Raw genomic sequence first — 20,863 nt, forward strand, 5'->3', positions numbered from 1 at the left:
ATCTGAAACAATGATGGTCTTCGCCACAAATGCTAGGGCCAGTCGCAGGTCACGTGCGAGGCTCCCCAGGCCGGCCAAGACAATCTCCGCGCGTGATGAAATCCGAGGGCTCAATGGGACGACTGCTGAATATCGTAACGCCGCTGCACACTGCGACCAAGCGCGACTACATGGGCCGCATGAACGACGACAAGATCGGCTGCTCGCTGAAGGCGCGGGAGTACGAGGCCGATTACTGGGACGGCGATCGCCGTTTCGGTTATGGCGGCTACCGCTTCATCGAGGGGCGCTGGGCCCCGGTCGCCAAGGCGCTGATCGAGACCTATGGCCTGAAGGACGGGTCGAGCGTGCTCGACGTCGGCTGCGGCAAGGGTTTTCTGTTGTACGAGATGCAGAAGATCCTGCCGGGTCTGAAGGTCACCGGCTTCGACATTTCCAAGCATGGTCTTGCCAATGCACACGAGCAGGTGAAGCCGTATCTGTTCAACTATCGCGCCCAGGACGTCTATCCCTATGGCGACGACAGCTTCGACCTCGTCATCTCGCTCGGCACCCTGCACAATCTCAGGCTCTACGAGCTCGAGGCCGCGCTCAAGGAGATCGAGCGGGTCGGCAAGAACAAATACGTCATGGTCGAGGGCTACCGGAACGTCACCGAGCTGCACAACCTCGAATGCTGGGCGCTAACGGCAGAATCCATCCTGCACACCTCGGAATGGATCTGGCTCTACGGCAAGCTCGGCTACACCGGCGACTACGAATTCATCTATTTCGAGTGAACGGGCGCGCGATCCATGGACATCAAGACCGCGAAGGCCGCGATACTCGTCGAATCCGGCAAGCCGCTGATCGTCGACGAGTTCAATCTGCCCGACAGGCTCGAGCACGGTCAGGTGCTCGCCCATGTGCACACGTCGAGCATTTGCGGCGCACAGATCAACGAGATCGACGCCGTCAAGGGCGTCGACAAGTTCCTGCCGCACCTCTTGGGGCACGAGGCGCTGGCGACCATCGTCGAAACCGGACCCGGCGTCGTCTCCTGCAAGCAGGGCGATACCGTCGTCATGCATTGGCGGCCGGGCAAGGGCATCCAGTCCAACACGCCGGTTTATTCCTGGCGCGGCAAGCGCCTCAATGCGGGCTGGGTCACCACCTTCAACGAATATGCCGTGGTGTCGGAGAATCGCGTCACGCCCGTTCCTGATACGATCGACCGCACCAGTGCGCCGCTGCTCGGCTGCGCGGTGACGACCGCGCTCGGCGTCGTCAACAACGATGCGCAGATCGCCATCGGCGAATCCGTCGTCGTATTCGGTGTCGGCGGCGTCGGATTGAACATCGTGCAATTCGCCGCGATGGTCGGCGCCTGGCCGGTCATTGCGATCGACCGCCTCGACAACAAGCTGGCCATGGCGAAGGATTTCGGTGCCACCCACATCATCAATTCCGAGACTGTGAAGGATGTGGCCGCCGAGGTCCGGTCCATCACGGGGGCCGACGGCCCCGACAAGGTCGTCGAGACCACCGGCGTCAAGAACCTGATCGAGCTCGCCTACGAGATCACCGCCAAGAAAGGCCGCTGCATCCTCGTCGGCGTGCCCCGCGAGAAGGCCGAGATCTATACCCTTCCGTTGCACTTCGAGAAGGTGCTGAAGGGCTCGGAAGGCGGGCAATGCCAGCCCGCGCGCGATATCCCGCGCCTGGTGCGACTCAGCGACGCCGGCAAGGTGAGCTACCGCGGCATCGTCACCCACGAGTTCGCGCTCGACGACATCAACGACGCCTTGGATCTGATGCGCAGCGGCACATCGGGACGGATCCTCCTGAACATCAGCTGAGCGCTGCGCTCGCCGCGCACGCGCCGGTCACTAATCGATCTCCGCCTTGGTCTTCAGTCCGGGCAACACGGTGCGGACGTGCTCGGCCAGCGTCGTCGCCAGCAGCGAGGGCTTCGCCTCCGAGAATTCGAGCGCGATGCCGATGGTCGGAAGCAGGGGCAGTCCGGCCGAGACGACGTGTAGATCGAACGGGACGGCGGTTCGTGTCAGGACGCTGATCGCATGACCGGACCGCGCGATCGCGATCAGGCCGGCGAGGCTGTTGCTCGCGTAGGCGACCCTGTAGCGCCGATTGACCGCGTCCATCGCGGCGCAGGCGGCGCGGTAGTCCAGGCTCATCGGCGCCGCCAGCGCCAGCGGCAGCACATCCTGCGTCAGTATTTTCGGTTCGGCCTCGTTCGCGACCCAGACGAAGCGCTCCTCGCGGATCACCTCGCGCGCTCCGGCATCGGACAGCGAGACCAGCGCCATGTCGATCTGGCGCCGCGCCAGCATCGGGCGCAGCTCGGAGGTCGGTGCGCAGACCATGCGCAGCTCGACATTGGGATGCAGCGCGCAGAACCCCTTCAGCAGTGCCGGCAGGAAAGCGATCGAATAGTCCTCCGGGCAGCCCAGGCTCAGCGTCCCCTCGAGACTCTCGCCGCTCATGTCGGCGAGAATCTCGTCGTGCTGCGCCAGCAGCATCTCGGCGTGGGCGAGCAGTTTCTCGCCGGCCGCGGTCAGTCTCATGCCGGATCCGCTGCGGTGAAACAGCGGCTGCGTGATCGTCTGTTCCAGCCGTTGCATCTGCATGCTGAGCGCGGACTGTGTCCGGCCAATCTGCAAGGCCGCCAGGCTGATCGAGCCGGTGCGGGCCACGACGACGAAATTCCTCAGAAGGGTTGAGATCCAGCATCGACATCAAGAAGATTGATATCCAGATTGAATTATATCAATTAGCCTGAAGTCAAATTCTTGACTAGAGGTCGGACGTCCCCCAAGCGGAGAGGTGGCTGTCATGACCTTGAATGCCGATCCCGATTTCTGGGCGTCCGCCAACACGCATCTGACCCGCTATGGGCCGAGTTTCGAACCCGTCATCATCGAGCGTGCGGCCGGCAGTTTCGTCTACGACGCCGACGGACGCGCCATCCTCGATTTCACCTCGGGTCAGATGAGCGCTGTGCTGGGGCACACGCATCCCGACATCGTCGCCACGGTCGCACGGCAAATGGGTGCGGTCGCTCATCTCTTCAGCGGCATGCTCTCGCGTCCGGTGGTGACGTTGGCCGAGCGTCTCGCTGCGCTTGCGCCCGGTCTCGACCGCGTGCAGCTGCTGACGACAGGCGCGGAAGCCAATGAAGCGGCGATCCGGATGGCCAAGCTCGTCACCGGCCGGCACGAAATCGTCGCCTTCGCGCAAAGCTGGCACGGCATGACCGGCGCGGCGGCGTCGGCGACCTACAGCGCGGGCCGGCGCGGTTATGGGCCGGCCGCGATCGGATCGTTCGTCATTCCCGCGCCGAACGCCTATCGGCCGCGCTTCAGGAACGTCGACGGCAGCAACGACTGGCAGACCGAGCTCGACGATGCGTTCGCACTGATCGACAGCCAGTCGACCGGTAGTCTGGCGGCCTTCATCGCCGAGCCGATCCTCTCCAGCGGCGGCATTCTGGAACTGCCGCTCGGCTATCTCGCGGCCTTGAAGCAAAAATGCGAGCAGCGCGGCATGCTGCTGATCCTCGACGAAGCTCAGACCGGAATCGGCCGCACCGGGCACATGTTTGCCTTCGAGCGTGACGGCGTGGTGCCTGATATTCTCACGCTGTCGAAGACGCTCGGCGCCGGTCTGCCGCTCGCCGCGGTCATGACGACAAAGGCCATCGAGCAGACCGCGTTCGAGCGCGGCTTCCTGTTCTACACCACGCATGTCTCCGATCCCTTGCCCGCCGCGATCGGCGTCACGGTGCTCGACGTGGTCGCGCGCGACGGGTTAGTGGCGCAGGCAACCGCCAGGGGCAACAGGCTCCGGGATGGATTGCTGTCGCTGCAGCAAAAGTTCGAATGCGTCGGTGACGTCAGGGGCCGCGGGCTTCTGCTTGGTCTTGAAATCGTCGTCGACCGGCAGTCCAAGACGCCGGGGTTTGAACTCGGCGCGCGGATCATGGAGGAGACCATGCGTCGCGGTCTCAGCATGAACATCGTCAAGTTGCCCAGCATGGGCGGCGTATTCCGCATCGCGCCGCCGCTCACGGTGTCCGAGGCCGAAATCGATCGCGGTCTCGAGATCATGTCGGAGGCGATCCAGGCTGCTGCGACGACGCACTGATCGGGGAAGGCCTTTTCCGGATGCAACTCGCCAGGACATATGGGCGTCCGACGCTGTTCTCGCGGCACGGCATGGTCGCCGCCGCGCATCCGCTCGCGGCACAGGCCGGTGCACGAATCCTGATGCAGGGCGGCAATGCGTTCGATGCGGCCGTCGCCACGGCGGCCGCCCTCAACGTGGTCGAGCCGTTCATGTCGGGGCTTGCCGGGTTTGGACTGGCCACGATCTGGGTGGCGATCGAGCAGCGCATTCGCGTGCTCGACTTCGCGCCGCCGATGCCCGCAAGCTTCCCGGTCGGCAGATACACCAGCAGATTCGAGCTCGAGCGCGGTCCGCAGGCAGCCTCGACGCCCGGCAATCTCGCGGGCTGGTGCGAGCTGCTCTCGCGCTATGGACGCAAATCGCTTCCGGACGTCTTTGCGCCGGCGATCACGCTGGCGCAGGGCGGCTTTGCGCTCTCGGATTTCGGTGTTGATGAGATCAACGAGCAGGTGCCGCTGCTCGAACCCTGGCCGGAGCTGCACGCCGCACTGGTCAGGAACTATCTCCCGGATGGAATGCCGGTGAAGCTCGGCAGCATCGTCGCGCAGCCTGATCTTGCGCAGACTCTTGCCGAGATCTCCGAATGGGGGCCCGAGCATCTGTATGGCGGCAAGCTCGGCCGGCGGATCGTGGACTATCTCGCCACGCTCGGCGGCAGCCTGACGCTGGACGATGTCATCGCCGTCAAGCCGCACTGGTTCGATCCCCTGACCGTGTCCTATCGGGGGCTCGAGCTTCACGTCCCGGCGCAGCAATGCGGCGGCTTCCAGTTCGCCCTGACCCTCAAGATCCTTGAAGGCTTTGACCTCGGGCGTCTGCCGAAGGACGGCGCCGATCATCTCGACACGGTCTATCGCGCGATCCGTCTCGCCGCCGGCGAGCGCATCGCCCATGGCAATCTGGGACCGGATCAAGCCGCTGCAGCAATGTCCGAGGCGACGATCGCGCGGCTTCGCCAGCGTGTGAGCGACGGCCGGCCGATCACGGGCCCGACGGAGCAATGGATGCCGCAGGATCGTGCCGATCCCGGCCACACCACCTCGTTCTCGATCGCCGACGCCGAAGGCAATCTGGTCTGCATGACGCAAAGTCTCGGCAGCCCGTTCGGCAGCGGCGTCGTGGTGCCGGGGACCGGCGTTTGCCTCAACAATCATCTGCATTGGGCCGACGTGCAGCCGGGAAGCCCGAACCTCGCCAAGCCGGGCGATGCGTTGCCGGTGACGCTGGCACCGTCGATTGCGACGCGCGGCAGCCGTCCGGTGCTCGCGCTGGGGACGCCCGGCAGCTACGGCATCCCGCAAACCCAGGCCCAGGCTTATGTGCAGCACATCGAGTTCGGCCTTCCGCTGCAGCAGGCGATCGAGGCGCCGCGTTCACGGCTGTGGGACGGCCGCTTCATTCAGGCGGAGAACCGCATCGCGCCGGAGACCATCGCCGAACTGAAGCGCCGCGGCCACGAGATCGAGATCTTGGACACCGAATGGACCATGCTCTGCGGCGGCATGCAGGCCGTCGCGCTCGATCCGGTAACCGGCGTGATGACGGGTGCCGCCGATCCGAGGCGGGACGGGTATGTCATCGCCTTGTGAGCGGTCTGCACATCGAGGCGAGCGCAGGCAGGCCCGCCGATGTGCGCCGCGCCTGAATGGCTGGCCGCGTCGCGTTAACGAATCGTTCACCGCCCAAGACCATCCCAGCCCGGCCCAGCCGTAACCGCCGGTTAACCATGGATATTTACGGTGTAGCAAGCCTCAGAGCTATGACTGTCAGTTGATTTCGAGTCCAACCCATGGCGTTCGGTAGCCGCGCATCTCCGCGAAGCATCGCCCCGACGGAGCAAGCGGCTTCGTGGGAAGCGCCGCGCGCTGCGAAGGCGAAGCCTGACGGCGCCTCGCCGGGACTGACCAAGGGATCGCTGACCGTCTCCGGGACGCTGTCCTTTCTGCGCGAGAACGGCCGGCGCATCCTGACGCTGACGCTGGCGCTGTTCGCCCTCGGCGTCGTCGCCCTGATGGTGCTTCCGGTCCGCTATGCCGCGACGGCCTTGGTCGTGCTCGATCCGCGCGAGCTGCGCGTGACCTCGGAGCAGGACGTGCTGCCCGGCATCGGCCAGGATGCCGCGGCGCTGCAGAGCCAGATCGAGATCGCCAAATCCGACGGCTTCCTCCGCCCCCTGATCGAGCAGCTCAAGATCGCGGACGACGACGACATCGCGGGCGGTTATACCGACATGACGCGCCTGCTCGAAAGATTCCGCAACCGCCTCGAGATCACCCGGCGCGGGCTGACCTACGTCATCGCGATTTCCTTCACCTCCAACCGGCCGGATCGCGCCGCCTACTACGCCAATGCCATCGCCGAGGCCTTCGTCGCCAGCCAGGGCCGCGTCCGCACCGAGGCGACGGACGAGGCGGCCGGCTGGCTCCAGGACCGGCTGAAAACGCTGAGCGAGCGCCTGCGCGCATCGGAAGACGCCGTCGCCGCCTTCCGGCTCGAGCACAACATCGTCAATGCCGGCAAGGAATCCACCACGCAGCAATTGCGGGTGACCGACCTGACCCAGCAGGTCTCCGCCGCCCGCGCCCGCACCGAGGAGGCCAAGGCGCGCTACGAGCAGGTGCAGCGCGACGTCAAGGCCAATGTCGAAGGGCCGGTGAAGCAGGATCTCCTCAGCATGCTGCGCGCGCAGCGCTCGGCGCTGAACGACCAGATCGCGCAGAAGAAGGCGGTTTATGGCGACCGCCATCCCGACCTTGCGATCTCCTACAGCCAGCTGGCGGACATCAACCGGCAGATCGAGATCGAGCGGAAGAAGAACATCGATACGGCCAAGTCCGAATATGAGGCGCAGCTGGAGCAGCAGAACGCGCTGGAAAAGCAGCTCAAGGCGGTCGAGACCAAGATGCTGCGCGACGGCCAGGCGCTGGTGAAGCTGCAGGAGCTGCAGCGCGACGCCGATGCTAACCGCAACATCTACGAGCAGTTCCTGTCGCGGTTCAAGACCACCAATGAGCAGCGTCAGCTGCAGGCGTCCCAGACCAAGATCGCATCGGTTGCCATTCCGCCGTTGCGCTCGACGCGTCCGCCGCTCGCCTTGCTGCTCGCGGCGCTGGCGATCGGCTCGCTGCTGACGTCGACCGCCGCCGTTGCGGTGACGACCAGCCTGTCCGCCGACAAGCCCGAATCCGTTGAGGCGCCTGTCTCACGTGAAGCGGAGGAGACGCCCAACCGGCAAGTTTCCCCTCCTGCCGCCGCCGCGCGCCCAGCCGAGGCGATGCCCCGCCTTCCTGTCTGGGCCCGCATCCCCGAGCTGGCGCCAGGAACCGGGATCAACGGAGGCGGGATCAACACGGTCTGGCAAAGACCGGTCAGCGCGTCGGCCGAGCTCGATCTCGGGCCCCACTTACGGCCGCTGCTCGAACGCATCGACCGCGTGCCGGTGCGCGGCTGCAAGGTCGCGCTGGTCTTGTCGGTCGGCAAGAGTGCCGGCGGCAACACCGTGGCGCGCGCCCTCAATCGCGCCGCCGTGAATCGCGGCATGATGAGCGTGCTGATCCGGCTCCAGCCGGAATTTGCAGGCACCCAGCCGCCGGTGACCGAATGGCAGGACGGCTCGACCACGGCGGGACTTCAGTCGATCGACGAGCTGCTCAGTGCCGGCCGGAAGCCCGATGCTCGGCCCGAGGACGATATCCGCTCGGAGTTCGACCTGATCGTGGTACACGCCGGTAATCTCGCCTTGCAGCCCGACGCCATTGCGCTCGCCGCGCATGCCGACCTGATCGTCCTGGTGGCGCGCGCCGGCGAGCTCGACTCGTCCGCGATGCGCAGGGTGACCGCGGCGCTGGCGAGATACGCGGCGGTGCCGACCGGCCTCGTCGTCAATCACGTGCCCGCCGATTCGATGGCGCCTCAGCCCGACGGTGGCGCTTTGGGCCTTGCGGTGTGACGATGACAGTCTTGCGCCGCCGTCTGCTGGCTGCGGCGATGCTGTTGTCGATCGCGGTCGGCCGTCCGGTATTCGCCGAGGATTGCGTGCCACTGCCGTCGACGGTTTCGCCCGGGCGGCTGGCCGCCCTCTCGCGCGGCTTCAACGCCGACGGTTGGATCAACGGTGCGCCACCGAGCCGCGCGCTGCTGCAGCAGCTGCGCAAGGCGGGCATGAGCCATGTCCGCCTGCCGGTGCCGGCGGAACGCGTGATGCCGCGCTTTGCCGCAAAGGACGAGCGCCAGGCGACGCTGCGCGTGCTAGACGGCGCGTTGAAGCAGCTGACCTCGCTCGGCTATTCCAGCTCCGTCGACCTTCATCCGGGCGAGCGCTTCAATCGCCTGCACAAGGATGATCCGGATGCAGCGATGGGCGAGATGCAGGAGGCCTGGCGCGCGCTTGCTGGGGTCATTCGGTCATATCCAGCCGATCTAGTCTTCGCCGAGTTGCTCAACGAACCCGATATCGAAGCGGACCGATGGCAAAAGGTGGTCGAGGCGCTCGCCGCCTTCGTTCGCCGGTTGCTGCCCGCCACCACGCTCATCGTCGGTCCGGTCAATTGGCAGCGCGCGGACTCGCTGCCGCGGTTTCGCCCGCTGGCGGACCCTGACGTCGTCTACGCCATCCATTTCTACGACCCAATGGTGTTCACCCATCAAGGCCATTGGGACGCGCGCGATCCGCTGCACGACATCATGGATCTGCCTTATCCGATCAATGCCGGCGATCCCAAGGTTCAGGCGCTTCGGCAGGATTTGCAGGCGAGGGGCGCGGTCAAGGCGCTCGCCATGCTCGATACCGCGATTGGCGCCGCCAAGGAGAAGCCGGGAGCCGATCGCTGGCTCGCGCCGGCGCTCGCATGGCAGCAGCAATTTTCGCGGCCGATCATCGTCAATGAGTTCGGCGTGTTGAAAGCCGGCGCCCCCCGGCAGAGCCGGTTGCGCTGGCTGGCGGAGGTCACTGCCTATGCCCGCGCGCATTGCTGGGGCTGGGCGCATTGGGAACTGGCGCAAGGCTTTGGCCTGGTCGACGCCGCAACCGGCAAGCCCGATCCCGACGTGATGCGGGCGCTGCTCGGCGCGCCCGGCCGGCCTGAACGGGCTCCCGCTGCGCGCCGCGATCGTTAACGGATCCTTACCCCTCGCGCGGCTATCGTGTCCGGCGCGATGGTAAAGGACGATTGATGAGCGCCGGGTACTCACCGCAAGGCCAGAGCGTGCAGGCCGCGCCGTCGCCTCCGGCCTGGCGCGAGCTGGCCGCGACCTTCTGCATCGCCATCGCGACGATCAGCTCTGCGCCGGTTCTGCACCTTGCCAATCCCGCGCTGGCCATCATCATCGAGGTCCTGATCGGTATCGCCATCGTCGTTGCGGTCCCGACCTGGGCCCCGGCGGTCGCGATCTTCGTCCTGTTCTTCCAGAACCTGTTCGTCTCCATCCTGTCGCCGCTGGTCCCGCTCCCCTCCGATCTCGACTTCATCAAGGGCTACAATTTCCTGATTTGCTCCGTGATGTGGCTGGCGACGTTTGCGCTCTACGTGCTGGGCCAGAGGAGCCAGTCGAGGGAAATCAATCAGATCATGCGCTGGGGCGTCGTCACCCTCGCCGTCGTCTCGCTCTATTTCGCGATCGGCTTCGTCCAGGACGGACAGCCGGCGGCGGTCTATTTGCGCAACATCGTTCTGCCGCTGTTTCTGTTTCAGCTGTCGCTCCTGACCGCGGCAACCTTTGAGGTGCGCATCACGCCGTTCCTGGTCGCGCTAGCGGTCATCCTCATGCTGTGCGGCTATGTCGAGCTCGTCTTGCGCGATGTCTGGCTGGCCGTCACCAACGGCCATACGTTCTGGGGCTTCGACGAGCTCAAGGCGACCCATTCCGGCGTCTGGGAAACCCAGATGCGGCAGACCGGCAACGTGCCCGTCACACTCAAGGATCGTTTCAGCTTCGATTTCCTGAACACGCCCTTGCTCGAAGGCTTCGGCCTGTCGAAGATGCTGCGCATTCACGGCCCGAACATGCACCCGATCAGCTTCGCCTACGGGATCGGCTTTCTCGCCCTGTTCCTGTTCTCGGTCGGACGCCCGCTGCTCGCCCTGGCAGCCCTGCCGCTGCTGGTCTTCTGCAGCGTGAAGGGAGCGCTCATCACCGTCATCTTCGTGGCTGCGGGCTGGATCGGGACCCGCCTCATCGGTGCCGTAGCGACATTGTTGCTGGGGTTCGCCGGCATGATCGCCTTTGCGATCCTGGCGATCCGCATCGGCCTGCAGATCGGCGACTATCACGTCATCGGCCTGATGGGCGGCCTCGACGGATTCGTGCAGAGACCTTACGGCCGGGGCCTCGGCATCGGCGGCAATTTGTCGGATAGCTATTTTTCGATCGATTGGAGCGCCGCGCAGGCGGCCGGCACGATCGACGGCGCGGTCGAAAGCGCGATCGGCGTCCTCTTGTACCAGATGGGCATTGCGGCCTTCGTGCCGCTGGCCTTCTATTTCGCGATGGCGCTCAAGGCCTGGCGCCTGTACGCGTCGTCGGGATATCTGACGCAGGGCCTCGCCAGCTTCGGAATCCTGGTCGTTCTGCTCAACGGATTATTTCAGGAAGAGGCCCTGTTCGCGCCGCTCGCGCTGGGCCTGATGCTCTCGCTCGCCGGTCTCGTCATCGGCAGCCATGCGAGGGTGCAGAGCGTTGCAAACGAGCATGCCGAGCCCGCTCGGCTCACCGGCTACCAGCCGGCTGCGTGAGCTGCCGACCTGCCGACGGTCCCAGTACTCGGGACCGTGCCCATCCAGGAACTTCCGGTTTTTCCCGGCGTTGAACACGACCCGCACAAGCGGCCGACGCACGCGATGAAGAATTTTTCCAACGCCGAATTTTCTCCCGAGGTGATCGAGATCATGACGACTGCGCTGGAAGCTGCGGTTGCGACCCTGCCGGATCCTGTGCATTCCTCGCATGTCAACGCGCTCGCCGAATCCATCCTGCGCACCGCCGGCGCTGGCGAGCGGGACGTCTCCAACCTGCAAAGGATGGCGTTGATGGAGCTGCAACTGGCGCCGCGCAAATGACGAGGCGGACATGAAGACATTGCTTGCCGCAATCATCGCGCTCTGTGCGACATCCTCGATCGCCTCGGCAAGCGGCTGGAGGACTTACCGCATCCCGGAATCCGGAACGTCGGTCGACATTCCCGCCGCGATCTTCACCGAACCGGCCGGCAAGCCTGACGGATATGGGCAGCATTTCCGCAGCTCCGACGGCAATGCCGACTTCACCGTTCAGGCCGTCGAGAACCGGCAAGGTCTGTCGCCGGCCGAATTCCTCGCCAGCAAGAATCCGCCGACGGGGATCATCTACAAACGGATCAGCTCGAACTTCTTCGTGGTCTCGAGCATCAAGCGCGACAAGATCTGGTACAACCGCTGCAATTTCGCGCGCGGCTACGTGCACTGCGTTCTGATCAATTATCCGGCCGCCCAGAAGCGGCGATGGGATGCCGTCGTCACCCGGATCAGCCACAGCCTGCGTGGTGGCTGAGCCGGCTCGCAAGACGGAAAGTCGCAAACGGAAAAGCTGCCCGGGCCAAGCCGGGCAGCAGGTGGTGAGGAATAGAGCCGCGCGATTCTAGCGCGCCGTCGTCGTCGTCCTCGACATTGTCGGCTTCGAGCCCGGCACATGCGACATCGTCTTGGTGGTCGAGCCGACCTGCTCGCCGGCCTTGACCTTGGTGCGGGTGTGCGAGCGGCTGAACGTGCCGCCATCATGGGCTTGCGCGCGGGCGTTGGAGTTCAGTACCGGACCGTTGCCCTTGTTCATGCTGACGCCGGTCTTGGTCTTGCCGTCGACGGTAGCGGCGCTTCCGCCGGCCGCGATCGAAGAGCCGGTGCGGCCCGTCGCCGAGGTGGACGTTCCGCCGGTGCCGACGGTGGAGGCGGAGGTGCCGCCTGCTGCAGCCGAGCCGCCGCTGCCGCCGGTGATGCTGGTCTGCGCCAGCAATGGTGAAGTGGCGGCAAGCAGAAGCGCGACCGCCGAGGTCGTAACGAGCGTTCTCATGATTCAATCCTTTCTGTACCCTAAGGCGACGAGGTCGAGATTGTGCAGCCGTTGACGGTGATGGTGCTGGCGCTGGTGGAGCCGGGCCCACCCGCCGTCGACGAGGAGCTCGAGACGTGGCCGCCGCCCGCTTGCACATTGACCGACGATCCGCCGGCAGAGCTCGAGCTCGACAGCGAGCCGCTCGATGCGGTCGAGCCCGTCGTGCCTGAACCCGATGCGCCCGCGGCCGTGATGCTGCCGTCCGCATGCTTCACCACCGTCACCTTGCACGTCTCGCCCGACGCCGTCTTGCCGGTCTTTTCCATGGTAGCCGCCTGAGCTGCGCTAAACGTCAGTGCCAACGCTGCGATCGCAATGATTGATCTGTTCATGCGAGTTCTCCTCCAACAAAGACGAAGGAGCGGCATCGCTGCCGCTCCTGGTCAAGGCACTAGTTCCTGTCCTTCTTCCACTCGTCCTTGTTATGGCCCTTGCCCTTTTCGAGGCCCATGTCGCTGGCGTGGCTACCGGACTTGCCGTCGCCCATGCCGGGCGATTTCGACGAACCGGACTGGCCAACGGTCGAGCCGCCCGCAGCCGAGCCGCCAGTGCCGACGCTGGATGAGCTCTTGCCATCGCCCGCCGATGAACCACCGGTGCCGAGCGTCGAGGCCGAGCCGCTGCCCGAGCCACTGCCGGCCGCCGATCCGCCGGTGCCGACGGTCGAAGAGCTGGTGCCGCCGCCGGCCGAAGAGCCGCCGGTGCCGAGTGTCGAAGCAGAGCCTGACCCGCTGCCGCCAGCCGAAGAGCCACCGGTGCCCACCGTCGAAGAGCTGGTGCCGCCGCCGGCCGATGAACCGCCGGTGCCGACCGTCGAGCTCGATTGCGCAACGGCGAGCGCCGTGCCGGCCAGCAGCGCGGCCGCAGCCGCAGAGAGCTTCAGGATCCTCATGTGCATTTCCTCCAGGTTTCCAAAAATCAAATCGCCAATCAGGCCCGGGATAAATTGGCAATCGCGGAAACGTTCCTTGTGTCGGACACGTTGACGCTTCGATTCAGCCTGAGACAGTTCCGCGACGCGAAGCGCACAGCTTTTATTCATTCAGCGTTCATCTGGTGCTGCGGCCATGGAGTCGCGTTCGCTACGATCGCCGGCTCTCAGAATGCTCCGGCCGTCACCTGACGCGTGGAGAGGCGAGAGGAAGCCGCGCGGCCATTCCGATTCGAATGCAGACCGGCTGCGCGCGCCGTGTCGCGCCGAGATGCCGCGACGTCCGGCGTTCGCGTTTCAAGCATCGTCAATGCGCCGCTCGTACCGCGATCAGGCGCGTCGGCGGCGAGCAGGGGAGTGGAGACGGTGGCGGCGATCCGAGTGGATGTGTCGAAGATGATTTTTTCAGGCAGCGCCCGTGCGGAGTGGATGCGAATGGTGGCCCGAGCGGCCTCCGGGCCGGCAGCACGCTCCGCGGGCTCCGGCAGAGAGCGATCCAGCAACAAGAGCAGCGCCACGACGAAACTGCTTGCAAACACGAAATATCGAACGATCGGCATCAGGCGCTACCGCAAACGAGCTGTCGAAAGAATGCACGGGCGGGCCGCCTCGACGACCCGCCGTGCGGCGGTTTAGTCAATCTCCTGGACGACCATGCGGCTGCCGGGATCGACCAACATCACGCGGTTGCCCGAGTAGACGTAGCGGTACTTGGTGAGCGAGGGACCCCAGTCACTCGGCACGGCTGCGAGCTCGACGTCGCTCGGCACGGGCGAACCGACGACGATCTTTTCGCGCGTTTCGACCGGACGGATCTTGCGCTCGGTGACGTAGGACCGGATCTTGGTGCGGTACTCCGGTTCGATCTGCACGGCCGCGCCGTGCCCGGCTCCGGTCGTGGTGGTGACGGTGGTTTGTGCCATCGCGCCCGTCGACACGAGCAGAGCGGCGGCCGAAATCAACATGAGCTTCTTCATTGCGTTCTCCCTCGCCGCTGCATGCGGCGCTGCAATGAACTCGCCATCAGCTGCGCCGTTCCGGCAAAACCCGGAACGTTTGCCGTTTTTTCCCGTTCTCTCACCGGGAGCACTCAACTGGAGGAGAGGAAAATGCCTGTGTTGATTCTTTGGGCGGTGCCCGCGCTCATCGTCCTGGGCGGCGGCATCTATCTCATCGGCTACCTGCAATGAATGTGAAGGTTCCGGTTTCCGGACAAAGGAAGAAACCGGACCCCACATCCGCTCGCGCGCGTCGAGGCCGGTGCTCCGGCCGCGCCGTCGCCATCGGCTTCCGATCATCGCATTGTCACGCTCCGGTCATCTCCGCTGCATCGTCCGTTGCTCTTGTCCCGCGCGCCAGAGCCTGCTTCGTCCGGTGACGTCGGAACGGAGCTCTGGATCGTCGTTTGGCGTTTTCGCGATGCGATCCCGACGCCGCTTCGCTCGAAAACGCTCTGGGGAGAGCTGACATGCAACTGATCAGGACGTTTTCAGCGGACCGCCGCGCGATGCTCAAGGGCCTCGCGGCAGCAGCCGTGGCGCCGCTTGCGGGGCCGGCCTTTGCCGCCGAGGGACTTCCGCCGCAGCCGACCGGCTCAGTGGCTGCCATCGCCACCGACAAGTCCTATTGGGCGGCCGTGAAGGGGCTCTATGCCGTGACGCCGGACATCGTCAATTTCGAGAACGGCTATTGGGGCATCATGGCCGAGCCCGTGCGGCGCGAGTTCATCCGCCAGTCCGACATGGTCAATTATCAGAACACCTATTACGCGCGGCTGCGTGCGGGTGCGGATTTCGAGGCCGTGCGCACCAAGGTGGCGGAGGCTGTCGGCGCGCTTCCAGCTGAGATCGCGCTCACCCGCGGCGCCACCGAGGCGCTTCAGCTCCTCATCGGCGGCTACAACAGGCTGAAGCCGGGCGACGGCGTGCTCTATGCCGATCTCGACTATGATTCGATGCAATATGCGATGAACGCGCTGAAGGCGCGCCGTGGCGTCGAAGTGGTCAAGTTCGACGTGCCGGAGCCCGCCACCCGCCAGGCTGTGCTCGACGCCTATGCCCGCGCCATCGAGGCGAACCCGAAAACGAGGCTTTTGCTCCTGACCCATGTCAGCCACCGCACCGGCTTCGTCATGCCGGTCGCCGAGATCGCCCGCATGGCCAAGGCCAAAGGCATCGACACCATCGTCGATGCCGCCCATTCCTGGGGGCAGCTCGACTTCCGGGTGAGCGAGCTCGAGGCCGATTTCGTCGGCTTCAATCTGCACAAATGGATCGGCGCGCCGCTCGGCGTCGGCTTCCTCTACATCAGGAAGGATCGCCTCGCGGCCATCGACCGCAACATGTGCGACGAGGATTTTCCGGAAAGCGACATCCGCTCGCGGGTGCATACCGGCACGGTCAATTTCGCCACGATGCTGACGGTGCCGACGGCGCTGGCGCTGCATCAGCAGATCGGCGGCGCGGCCAAGCAAGCGCGTCTGCGCCATCTGCGCGACTATTGGGTGAGCCGCGTCCGCGGCTTCAAGGACATCGAGATCCTGACGCCGGATGAAGCCGGCTCATATGGCGCGATCACGTCGTTCCGCCTCGCCGGCAAGACCGGCAAGGCCGACAACGAGGCCATCGTTGCGAAGCTTCGGGACAGCTACAGGATCATGACGGTGCGCCGCGCCGGCGTCGCCAAAGGCCAGTGCATCCGTGTGACGCCGGCGCTCTTCACCGACGAGGCCGATCTCGGCCGCCTCGTCGAGGCGCTGGCCGTCATCACGGGGACGAAGACGGGGTAAGGCTGGTATGACACGGCCGCTCGATCGCCAGAGGTCGCACGCCGGTCGGGCGGGCTCGGCCGTGCACGGCTTCGCAATTCTGTTCCGACGGGGGCGGTGAGTGGGTTACAAGCGCAGGCGATCCAACGGTCGCCGATGCGACTGAGCCGCGACGGCATGGGTAGGAGACGGCTCGTGCCTCACGACAGGAAAGCCCTTCAGATCCTTTTCAATGCCTATTGGTCGCCAAAGGGCTGGAAGCAAAGCGCGGCGACTGATCAGGCGGATTTCGAGTATGCCCGTCAAGCCGGTTACATGTTCGATCCCGTCGCCGTGACGCATGACGACATCGTCGCGCGGCTCGTCTCTATCCGTCCCCGGGTGAATCTGGAACGGGCCGCCAACGCCTTCCTTGCCAGTCTCAGCACCCGCCGGCTCGATTTGCGCTCGGCGCTGGGCAGCTTCTCCTGTGCCGCATATTTCCCTCTTCATGGGCTTCGGGAACAGGCCTCTCGAGCGCTCGGCCGCCGGCTGCCCTGCCGCATCTGCGGGCGCTACGGTGACGGGAGCCCGGCGCAAGAGGATCTCAACGTGCTGAGCTTCGAGAGATGGAAATGGGGCGGCGTTCGTCACGTCGACCCCCTGTACTGCTGGTTCGATCTCGCGCAGTTCGAAAAAGCTGATTTGGTCGAGCCGACGGAGGAAGATTGCTCGATTCTGACGGAGATCGTCGGCATCGCCTCTGGCCTCCCTCCGGACGCAAGGCCGAATGAGCTGGAGAAGCGCATCGGCAAAGTGCTCAAGTCGAACCGAGCCGAGCGGTGCGTTCTCATCCAGATTCTCGGTTATTGCGGCGTCCTGAAGCCGGCGCGCCGCAGCGGCTTCCTGCAGGCCTTTACGCCGGATGAGTTCCGGGACCGGCCTCCCGATCACACCAATGATTGGGCCTACCCGGTCATCTGGTGGCGCGGCGCGGATGGCGTCAATGCCGATGCGCTCAGCCAGCTCTTTCCGAAAGTCGCTTCTATGGTCTGAGCACCTCGGCTGCGAGACGTGATACGCCCCAATCGACGATGCGCCTCAAGGTCGAGATAAGCGCGAGGCAGGCGGAACCGGCGGCGTCGGGCATCAACTGCGGCTGGTCGATTGGATGAGATCCCAGCGGTTGCCGCATAGGTCCTCGAAAACCGGGACGACGCCATAGGCCTCGTGCCGCGGCGGCCGGACGAAACGCACGCCGGCGGCAACCATGCGCGCATGATCGCGCTCGAAATCATCCGTTTCCAGGAAGAGGAAGACGCGCCCGCCGGTCTGGTCGCCGATGCGCGCCGTCTGCGCCGGCCCGTCTGCTCGCGCCAGGAGCAGGCCAGAACCAGGATTGCCCCGCGGCCGCACCACCACCCAGCGCTTGCCGCCGCCGAGCGGCGTGTCCTCGCAAAGCTCGAAATCCAGAGCGCGCGTGAAGAAGGCGATCGCTTCATCATAGTCGGCGACCACGAGACTGACGAGTGACAGACGCTGATTCATCGCGCGACCCGGCGAATGGCGGCAAGCTCGCTGTGGAGGAGACAGGATAGCATAACACTGTCCAGCTCGCGTGATCCTGCCGCCGGTCCCAAGCGCTAGCACGGACACACGAAGATCGTCGAGCAATTGTTCGCTCGGCCAGAGCCCGCACGTTCATCTGCCGACGCTGACCCACTCCTGGACCTTCTTCCGCCATTCCTCATCGAATCGTAAGGTGAGTTGGTTGGCAGCGTCCGGTGAGAGAAGTTGGTCAACCGCGGACATTTTTATCTCGCCAACGTCAGGTACGTCGATGTATCCGAGGCTGGCCAACCGCTGGCCAAAAGGCGGATGTGTCGAATCGGGATCGTGCTGGCGGCTCAGACTGGCGACGGCGGCGGTCATGAATCCCGGCGCTCTTATAGCTGGAATCTGATCTAAGATTCGCGCGAATGGCGGCGATGGCGCCTTGATTGCGCCGAGCACCTCCTTCTGCAGGGGAGCGAAGACGAGATCGGCCAGACGTGCTCCACAAACCTCCATCATCACCAGCGCGCGTGCCATCTCCTCGCGTCCAACCTGCTCGGCCGCTTCCAGATCGGCGGCAAGCTCGTTCTCCCGTGACAATGCCTTGTATTCCTTCTCCAGCCTTTCGAGCAGGGAATGGAGTAGGATGCGAGCAATGTATCCGGTAATCGTGTGCTCCGGATCGGCGTAGAAGAAAACGTTCTCCGCGGCCGCCATGAAATCGGCGAGGTTGGTGCCTCCCGAAGTGTGCCGAAGCCGGGCGTGCGCCACTTCATGAGCGATAACGGCACGAACCGATCGCTGGTCCAGGATCATCAACAATGGCAGACCAATGGTCATCGTGACATGCTGTCCGAACACGCCCGCATACCGGCTTTCTTCCGAGATCGAAGCGTTGAAATCGGTGTCGACCAGCAGAGTGCGGTTCGATCTGACAAAACTGCGATCGAGCTCCCTCCATGCGGCCCAAAGCCCCGGGGCGGTCTGTTCGTCGGCTTCGAAACCGCCATGCTTGCGCGAAGGCAGGAACAGGAGCCCAATTGCGAGTGCTATGGTGGCCATGGAGCTTGTGAACACAATCGGTGCCGTGGCCAGCGCCGCAATCGTGTAGCGGTCCATGATCATCAGCCAGATGGCGAGAATCGTGCATGCCAGCGCGACGACGGGAAGCACCGCATAGCGACCAAGGCGCAAGACGATTTGCAGAATAAGGCGTTTCATCCGCGTTTCGGCCGCGGAGAGCCTCAGATCACGCCTTGCCACATGAGCTGTTGCTCTGATGCAAGCTGGCGACGTCGGCACGACCCTGGCTTTCCGTGACCTGAACCAACGTGATCGCACCGGGCGTGATGATTCCCACCTGTGGCTGGGCGGAGAGGTAGGTGGTGCTGCCGGCGCGCAGATCGAGGCTCACTTTCTCGCTTCCCTGCCCGAACAGGTTGGTACTCAGTGGAAGATTGTTGACCGCAACCTCGTGGCGGCCCGGAGGCAGCTCGCAGGCGACGAACCCTGCAGCCTGGCTGCCTCCAACGACGTTTCCATCGACCGCATAATTTGGCTGGATCGCAAAACCGAGGGCGGACGAGCGATAGATGACAAGCCGCGCAGTGTTGGCCTTGACGTTCTCTGTCAGCGCCGAGCTGCCCATCGGCCCTGACGCACACCCCGCTAGCAAGAATGCTGCAACGAAAATTCCTGGACGCAAGCCCATTCAACCCCCCGATCAGTCCAACAATGCCCCGAGGGATCATTGGCGTCGGTGGTGCATGAAGTCAATCACGACTTGCGGTCGTGTCACGCCTTTCAGGTCACCGCCACCCCAGCGCCGGCGCGACATGCATCAGGATCGCCTCGATCGCATGCGCGCAATAATCCACCCCGAGCTGGTTCGGGATCGTCAGCAGCAGCGTATCGGCTTCGGTGATCGCCTCGTCCTGGCGCAGCTGTTCGATCAGCACGTCGGGCTCGGCCGCATAACTCCGCCCGAAGATCGCGCGCGTGCGCGGGTCGATGAAGCCGATCTCGTCTTCGCTGCCGCGCTCGCCGCCGAAATAGGCGCGGTCGCGATCGTCCATCAGCGCGAAGATGCTGCGGCTGACGGAGACGCGGGGCTCGCGGCTGTGGCCTGCTTCCTTCCACGCCGCGCGATAGGCACGGATCTGCGCCGCCTGCTGCACGTGAAAGGCCTCGCCGGTCTCGTCGTTCTTCAGCGTCGAGCTCTGCAGGTTCATGCCGAGCTTCGCCGCCCACACCGCGGTGGCGTTCGAGCCGGCGCCCCACCAGATCCGTTCGCGCAGGCCGGGCGCATGCGGCTCCAGGCGCAGCAGCCCCGGCGGGTTGGGAAACATCGGCTGCGGATTGGGCTCGGCGAATCCTTCGCCGCGCAGCAGGTCGAGGAAGACCTCCGCATGGCGCCGCCCCATGTCGGCGTCGCTCTGGCCTTCGGCCGGCCGATAGCCGAAATAGCGCCAGCCGTCGATCACCTGCTCGGGCGAGCCGCGGCTGATGCCGAGCTGAAGCCGTCCGCCAGCGATGAGATCGGCGCTGCCGGCGTCCTCCACCATGTAGAGCGGGTTCTCGTAGCGCATGTCGATCACGGCCGTGCCGATCTCGATTCGGCTGGTCTTGGCGCCGACGGCCGCGAGCAGCGGAAACGGCGAGGCCAGCTGCCGCGCGAAATGATGAACACGGAAATAGGCGCCGTCGGCCCCGAGCTGTTCGACCGCGACCGCCAGCTCGATCGATTGCAGCAGCGTATCCGCCGCCGAGCGCGTCCGGGATTGCGGCGAGGGCGTCCAGTGCCCGAAGGAGAGAAATCCGATCTTTTTCATGCGGGCAACATATGGCTGATCGGAAGAGTTTGCGAGACGTTCCTGGAGGCGGCCTCAGATTTCGCAGCCGGTCAAGTTCAAAGCCTTGAGCAGGCCGCCGAACGCCTTGAGGCGACACTGCTCGGTCTCGTTGGCGGCCTTTGCGCGCTGAACAGTGGCGGCTCGTTTGACGCCAAATGCCTTTGGCTTCGGCTTGGGAGGTTCAGCGGTCGCGATCCGTTTCGGTTTGCTGCGCGGACGGACGATCGGCGTCGGCGCGAATGAACGGACATGCACGTCCTGCGGAGCAACCGGGTTATCCACCGAAGCGGTCTGTGTCGGCATCGCGCGGCTCTCAGCGGCAACCTCGAGGCGGTCGGCCTTCGCCAGCGCATCGTGCGAAGCGGGGATGCTTGCGTTCTGCTCGGCAGGCGGCTGGACCGTGGCGGCGATGCGACGCGGGGGAGCGCTCAGCTCCATGGCCGACAGCATTCCCACACTCAACAGGATGAGGAGGCCCAACAACGCCATTCTCAGCATAACGCGCCTCTG

Annotated in this window: 22 protein-coding genes; 12 read left to right on the forward strand and 10 right to left on the reverse strand. The window is 64.9% G+C overall.

Annotated elements, in window-relative coordinates:
* Positions 1 to 113 precede the first annotated feature (113 nt).
* A complete protein-coding gene (locus tag I6F36_RS21650; RefSeq protein WP_036014038.1) occupies positions 114 to 779 on the forward strand; it encodes a class I SAM-dependent methyltransferase in 666 nt (221 codons plus the stop codon).
* A 15-nt stretch (positions 780 to 794) separates the two neighbouring features.
* Positions 795 to 1,838: a zinc-binding dehydrogenase gene (locus I6F36_RS21655; RefSeq protein WP_225147271.1), complete on the forward strand. Its 1,044-nt coding sequence runs from the start codon at positions 795 to 797 to the stop codon at positions 1,836 to 1,838.
* A gap of 30 nt (positions 1,839 to 1,868) precedes the next feature.
* On the opposite strand, the gene I6F36_RS21660 is transcribed toward I6F36_RS21655, so the two are convergent.
* Positions 1,869 to 2,726, reverse strand: coding sequence for a LysR family transcriptional regulator (locus I6F36_RS21660; RefSeq protein ID WP_225172232.1), 858 nt, complete (start codon positions 2,724 to 2,726; stop codon positions 1,869 to 1,871).
* A 109-nt stretch (positions 2,727 to 2,835) separates the two neighbouring features.
* On the opposite strand from I6F36_RS21660, the gene I6F36_RS21665 reads away from it, so the two are divergent.
* The 7 genes from I6F36_RS21665 (at position 2,836) to I6F36_RS21695 (ending at position 11,712) form a co-directional block, all read left to right on the forward strand.
* Positions 2,836 to 4,146 carry an aspartate aminotransferase family protein gene (locus tag I6F36_RS21665; protein WP_225147272.1) on the forward strand — a complete coding sequence of 437 codons (1,311 nt, stop codon included), beginning with the start codon at positions 2,836 to 2,838 and terminating at the stop codon, positions 4,144 to 4,146.
* A gap of 20 nt (positions 4,147 to 4,166) precedes the next feature.
* Complete coding sequence (locus I6F36_RS21670) at positions 4,167 to 5,777, forward strand: gamma-glutamyltransferase family protein (RefSeq protein ID WP_225147273.1); 1,611 nt, start codon at positions 4,167 to 4,169, stop codon at positions 5,775 to 5,777.
* A 200-nt stretch (positions 5,778 to 5,977) separates the two neighbouring features.
* On the forward strand, positions 5,978 to 8,137 hold the full coding sequence (locus tag I6F36_RS21675) for a GumC family protein (RefSeq protein WP_225147274.1): 2,160 nt from the start codon (positions 5,978 to 5,980) through the stop codon (positions 8,135 to 8,137).
* Positions 8,138 to 8,139: 2 nt separating this feature from the next.
* Complete coding sequence (locus tag I6F36_RS21680; protein WP_225172106.1) at positions 8,140 to 9,303, forward strand: glycoside hydrolase family 5 protein; 1,164 nt, start codon at positions 8,140 to 8,142, stop codon at positions 9,301 to 9,303.
* A 56-nt stretch (positions 9,304 to 9,359) separates the two neighbouring features.
* On the forward strand, positions 9,360 to 10,919 hold the full coding sequence (locus I6F36_RS21685) for a hypothetical protein (protein WP_225140589.1): 1,560 nt from the start codon (positions 9,360 to 9,362) through the stop codon (positions 10,917 to 10,919).
* Positions 10,920 to 11,024: 105 nt separating this feature from the next.
* Positions 11,025 to 11,243, forward strand: coding sequence for a hypothetical protein (locus tag I6F36_RS21690; RefSeq protein ID WP_036026528.1), 219 nt, complete (start codon positions 11,025 to 11,027; stop codon positions 11,241 to 11,243).
* A 10-nt stretch (positions 11,244 to 11,253) separates the two neighbouring features.
* Entirely contained in the window at positions 11,254 to 11,712 is a 459-nt protein-coding gene (locus I6F36_RS21695) for a hypothetical protein (RefSeq protein WP_225114321.1), read from the forward strand.
* An 87-nt stretch (positions 11,713 to 11,799) separates the two neighbouring features.
* Here I6F36_RS21695 and I6F36_RS21700 read toward each other — a convergent pair whose 3' ends face one another.
* Positions 11,800 to 12,228, reverse strand: coding sequence for a hypothetical protein (locus I6F36_RS21700; RefSeq protein ID WP_036026530.1), 429 nt, complete (start codon positions 12,226 to 12,228; stop codon positions 11,800 to 11,802).
* 42 nt (positions 12,229 to 12,270) lie between these two features.
* Here I6F36_RS21700 and I6F36_RS21705 point away from each other — a divergent pair, with 42 nt between their 5' ends.
* Positions 12,271 to 12,549, forward strand: a complete 279-nt coding sequence (locus tag I6F36_RS21705) for a hypothetical protein (RefSeq protein WP_192893365.1) — start codon at positions 12,271 to 12,273, stop codon at positions 12,547 to 12,549.
* Between the two features lie 112 nt (positions 12,550 to 12,661).
* On the opposite strand, the gene I6F36_RS21710 is transcribed toward I6F36_RS21705, so the two are convergent.
* The 3 genes from I6F36_RS21710 to I6F36_RS21720 all read right to left on the reverse strand — a co-directional run bounded on the left by I6F36_RS21710 (position 12,662) and on the right by I6F36_RS21720 (position 14,178).
* A complete protein-coding gene (locus I6F36_RS21710) occupies positions 12,662 to 13,162 on the reverse strand; it encodes a hypothetical protein (RefSeq protein ID WP_225140587.1) in 501 nt (166 codons plus the stop codon).
* 206 nt (positions 13,163 to 13,368) lie between these two features.
* Positions 13,369 to 13,761, reverse strand: coding sequence for a hypothetical protein (locus I6F36_RS21715; protein WP_225140585.1), 393 nt, complete (start codon positions 13,759 to 13,761; stop codon positions 13,369 to 13,371).
* Between the two features lie 72 nt (positions 13,762 to 13,833).
* Complete coding sequence (locus I6F36_RS21720) at positions 13,834 to 14,178, reverse strand: DUF1236 domain-containing protein (protein ID WP_036026829.1); 345 nt, start codon at positions 14,176 to 14,178, stop codon at positions 13,834 to 13,836.
* Positions 14,179 to 14,669: 491 nt separating this feature from the next.
* Between I6F36_RS21720 and I6F36_RS21725 the strand changes: the two genes are divergently transcribed.
* Positions 14,670 to 15,989: an aminotransferase class V-fold PLP-dependent enzyme gene (locus tag I6F36_RS21725; RefSeq protein WP_225172107.1), complete on the forward strand. Its 1,320-nt coding sequence runs from the start codon at positions 14,670 to 14,672 to the stop codon at positions 15,987 to 15,989.
* A 135-nt stretch (positions 15,990 to 16,124) separates the two neighbouring features.
* On the forward strand, positions 16,125 to 17,003 hold the full coding sequence (locus tag I6F36_RS21730) for a hypothetical protein (RefSeq protein WP_225172108.1): 879 nt from the start codon (positions 16,125 to 16,127) through the stop codon (positions 17,001 to 17,003).
* Between the two features lie 93 nt (positions 17,004 to 17,096).
* Here the strand turns inward: I6F36_RS21730 and I6F36_RS21735 are convergent, their stop codons facing one another.
* The 5 genes from I6F36_RS21735 to I6F36_RS21755 all read right to left on the reverse strand — a co-directional run bounded on the left by I6F36_RS21735 (position 17,097) and on the right by I6F36_RS21755 (position 20,851).
* Positions 17,097 to 17,495 carry a VOC family protein gene (locus I6F36_RS21735; RefSeq protein WP_225147281.1) on the reverse strand — a complete coding sequence of 133 codons (399 nt, stop codon included), beginning with the start codon at positions 17,493 to 17,495 and terminating at the stop codon, positions 17,097 to 17,099.
* 153 nt (positions 17,496 to 17,648) lie between these two features.
* Positions 17,649 to 18,722, reverse strand: a complete 1,074-nt coding sequence (locus tag I6F36_RS21740) for a M48 family metallopeptidase (protein WP_225147282.1) — start codon at positions 18,720 to 18,722, stop codon at positions 17,649 to 17,651.
* Between the two features lie 28 nt (positions 18,723 to 18,750).
* Positions 18,751 to 19,149: a DUF2846 domain-containing protein gene (locus tag I6F36_RS21745; RefSeq protein ID WP_225114314.1), complete on the reverse strand. Its 399-nt coding sequence runs from the start codon at positions 19,147 to 19,149 to the stop codon at positions 18,751 to 18,753.
* Between the two features lie 160 nt (positions 19,150 to 19,309).
* On the reverse strand, positions 19,310 to 20,332 hold the full coding sequence (locus I6F36_RS21750; RefSeq protein ID WP_225172109.1) for an LLM class flavin-dependent oxidoreductase: 1,023 nt from the start codon (positions 20,330 to 20,332) through the stop codon (positions 19,310 to 19,312).
* Positions 20,333 to 20,386: 54 nt separating this feature from the next.
* Positions 20,387 to 20,851 (reverse strand): hypothetical protein, encoded by a 465-nt coding sequence (locus tag I6F36_RS21755; protein WP_109145435.1) that lies wholly within the window; start codon positions 20,849 to 20,851, stop codon positions 20,387 to 20,389.
* Positions 20,852 to 20,863: the final 12 nt, after the last annotated feature.

Origin of the sequence: Bradyrhizobium sp. BRP19 (assembly GCF_020194195.1) — a bacterium.
GTDB classification, from domain to species: domain Bacteria; phylum Pseudomonadota; class Alphaproteobacteria; order Rhizobiales; family Xanthobacteraceae; genus Bradyrhizobium; species Bradyrhizobium yuanmingense.

What these genes read in the sequence shown, in the direction of transcription:
- I6F36_RS21650 (WP_036014038.1), top strand. Translation starts at nt 114, where the DNA reads ATGGGACGACTGCTGAATATCGTAACGCCGCTGCACACTGCGACCAAG.
- I6F36_RS21655 (WP_225147271.1), top strand. Translation starts at nt 795, where the DNA reads ATGGACATCAAGACCGCGAAGGCCGCGATACTCGTCGAATCCGGCAAG.
- I6F36_RS21665 (WP_225147272.1), top strand. Translation starts at nt 2,836, where the DNA reads ATGACCTTGAATGCCGATCCCGATTTCTGGGCGTCCGCCAACACGCAT.
- I6F36_RS21670 (WP_225147273.1), top strand. Translation starts at nt 4,167, where the DNA reads ATGCAACTCGCCAGGACATATGGGCGTCCGACGCTGTTCTCGCGGCAC.
- I6F36_RS21675 (WP_225147274.1), top strand. Translation starts at nt 5,978, where the DNA reads ATGGCGTTCGGTAGCCGCGCATCTCCGCGAAGCATCGCCCCGACGGAG.
- I6F36_RS21680 (WP_225172106.1), top strand. Translation starts at nt 8,140, where the DNA reads ATGACAGTCTTGCGCCGCCGTCTGCTGGCTGCGGCGATGCTGTTGTCG.
- I6F36_RS21685 (WP_225140589.1), top strand. Translation starts at nt 9,360, where the DNA reads ATGAGCGCCGGGTACTCACCGCAAGGCCAGAGCGTGCAGGCCGCGCCG.
- I6F36_RS21690 (WP_036026528.1), top strand. Translation starts at nt 11,025, where the DNA reads ATGAAGAATTTTTCCAACGCCGAATTTTCTCCCGAGGTGATCGAGATC.
- I6F36_RS21695 (WP_225114321.1), top strand. Translation starts at nt 11,254, where the DNA reads ATGAAGACATTGCTTGCCGCAATCATCGCGCTCTGTGCGACATCCTCG.
- I6F36_RS21700 (WP_036026530.1), bottom strand. Translation starts at nt 12,228, where the DNA reads ATGAGAACGCTCGTTACGACCTCGGCGGTCGCGCTTCTGCTTGCCGCC.
- I6F36_RS21710 (WP_225140587.1), bottom strand. Translation starts at nt 13,162, where the DNA reads ATGAGGATCCTGAAGCTCTCTGCGGCTGCGGCCGCGCTGCTGGCCGGC.
- I6F36_RS21715 (WP_225140585.1), bottom strand. Translation starts at nt 13,761, where the DNA reads ATGCCGATCGTTCGATATTTCGTGTTTGCAAGCAGTTTCGTCGTGGCG.
- I6F36_RS21720 (WP_036026829.1), bottom strand. Translation starts at nt 14,178, where the DNA reads ATGAAGAAGCTCATGTTGATTTCGGCCGCCGCTCTGCTCGTGTCGACG.
- I6F36_RS21725 (WP_225172107.1), top strand. Translation starts at nt 14,670, where the DNA reads ATGCAACTGATCAGGACGTTTTCAGCGGACCGCCGCGCGATGCTCAAG.
- I6F36_RS21730 (WP_225172108.1), top strand. Translation starts at nt 16,125, where the DNA reads ATGCGACTGAGCCGCGACGGCATGGGTAGGAGACGGCTCGTGCCTCAC.
- I6F36_RS21735 (WP_225147281.1), bottom strand. Translation starts at nt 17,495, where the DNA reads ATGAATCAGCGTCTGTCACTCGTCAGTCTCGTGGTCGCCGACTATGAT.
- I6F36_RS21740 (WP_225147282.1), bottom strand. Translation starts at nt 18,722, where the DNA reads ATGAAACGCCTTATTCTGCAAATCGTCTTGCGCCTTGGTCGCTATGCG.
- I6F36_RS21745 (WP_225114314.1), bottom strand. Translation starts at nt 19,149, where the DNA reads ATGGGCAGCTCGGCGCTGACAGAGAACGTCAAGGCCAACACTGCGCGG.
- I6F36_RS21750 (WP_225172109.1), bottom strand. Translation starts at nt 20,332, where the DNA reads ATGAAAAAGATCGGATTTCTCTCCTTCGGGCACTGGACGCCCTCGCCG.
- I6F36_RS21755 (WP_109145435.1), bottom strand. Translation starts at nt 20,851, where the DNA reads ATGCTGAGAATGGCGTTGTTGGGCCTCCTCATCCTGTTGAGTGTGGGA.